The organism is Thermoactinomyces sp. CICC 10522 (assembly GCF_016055075.1).
Classification (GTDB): Bacteria; Bacillota; Bacilli; order Thermoactinomycetales; family Thermoactinomycetaceae; genus Thermoactinomyces_A; species Thermoactinomyces_A daqus.
In genome coordinates this window covers 1-1,840 of the sequence record NZ_JAECVY010000049.1, presented here as the reverse complement: position 1 = coordinate 1,840, position 1,840 = coordinate 1, and the positions used below count along the sequence as shown (strand labels likewise).

Here is a 1,840-nt window from a genome sequence, read left to right as displayed (position 1 = left end):
GATGGTCGATGCGGCGATCCAGGCGGGTTTGGGGCTGGGCATTGATTCCGGCCGTCTCGAGCCTGCGCTTCCGTTTGCCGTGGAAGAAGTGGAGATCTACGGCAAAACCGGCCCGGCGATGTGGGCACGGGTTCATCAGGAAACCGGCGGGAAGTTGTCCGTCGATCTGTGCGACGAAACCGGCCGGATCTGCCTGCGAATACGGGGTCTGGCCACCCGGGCGGTGTCGGGTGAATGGTTGCAGGAAGCCGGCCGTGCGAAAACGGAACATGTGCTGCTCCGCGCTGACTGGCGCGAACAATCGGCGGAGAAAACGGCAACTGCGGGTTCTTTTGCTGACCAACTGGTGCTTCTTTGCGGGATGGACAGTGTTTCCCCGACAAAGGTGGAATCATTCCTTCAGGGGGGACGATGTCTTGCGCTGCCGGTTGATAACAGCCATAGCGGAGAGCAGTTCCAAAATCATGCCCTGCAATTGTTTGCAGAAATACAGCGAATCATGAAAACCGGGCATCCGGGCAGCGTTCTGATCCAGATCGTTGTTCCGGATCAAGGAGAAGAGCAACTTTGGGCCGGGCTTCAGGGGATCATTCAGACAGCGCATCTGGAAAATCCCCGGATCATCGGGCAGTTGATCGCGGTCGAAGCAGAGGAAACGGAGGAAGAGATCGCGCGAAAGCTAAAGGAAAACGCAGCCTGCCGCGAAACCGACCGGATCCGGTATCAGGACGGCAAACGATATACGGCCGCTTGGCGCGAAATAAAAGCGGACCTGCCAAAATCCGATCTTCCGTGGAAAGAGGGCGGGGTTTTCCTGATTACGGGTGGTGCCGGCGGTTTGGGACTTCTTTTTGCCAGGGAAATCGCCTCCCGTACAGCGCAAAGCACGCTGATTCTGACGGGACGATCCCGCCTGGATGAACGCAAGCGGGCACAGATCAAAGAATTGGAACAACTGGGGGCACGGGTGTTTTACCGGCAGGTGGATGTCACCGATCGTTCGGCTGTGGAAAAACTGATGGATCAAATCCTCCGGGAATTTAAGCAACTTAATGGGATTATTCACAGTGCCGGAATCATTCGCGACAACTTTATCATCAAAAAGACGGACGATCAATTTTTGGCGGTGACAGCCCCGAAAACGGTGGGACTGGTCAACCTCGATCTGGCCAGCAGAGAGATCCATCTCGACTTTTTTATCATTTTCTCCTCACTGGCGGGCACCTTGGGCAATGCAGGACAGGCTGATTATGCGTGCGGAAGCGCCTTTATGGATGCTTATGCCCGATATCGCCAGGCCCTTGTCGAACGAAATGAACGGCACGGGCGCACGATCTCCTTCAACTGGCCCTTGTGGCGTGACGGCGGCATGCGCCTTGATCCTGAAACGGAGCAAATCATGCAGGAGAGCACGGGACTGGCCGCGCTGGAGACTTGGCGGGGCATCCGCGCCTTTTATGAAGGTTTTGCATCAGGAGAGCCACAGGTCATGGTGATTGCCGGAGAGCGCCGCAGATTCGGGGAGATCTGGTCGAAACTGCAGATTCAGCCGATTCATCCGGATGACGGGACAAAGAAAGTGGTTGCCACGGAAGAAAAATTCGTACAGGAGAGCGGAGCGGACCAGCTTCGCAGGAAAGCGATTGACTATTTGAAAACGCTGCTCTCAGCCGGGCTCAAGATTCCCGCCGGACAAATTGAAGCGGACGCCGAATTTATGAAATACGGCATCGACTCGGTCATGGTGATGAAGCTGACGAACGAGTTGGAAAAAACATTTGGCCCGTTGCCCAAAACGCTGTTTTTTGAGTACAAAACGGTAGACGAACTGACAGGCTAT

Annotated in this window: 1 protein-coding gene; it reads left to right on the top strand. The window is 55.4% G+C overall.

The window, feature by feature from the left end:
• Positions 1-1,840: SDR family NAD(P)-dependent oxidoreductase (locus tag I8U18_RS17490; protein WP_198065176.1), on the top strand; the 1,840-nt coding region annotated here is incomplete at both ends.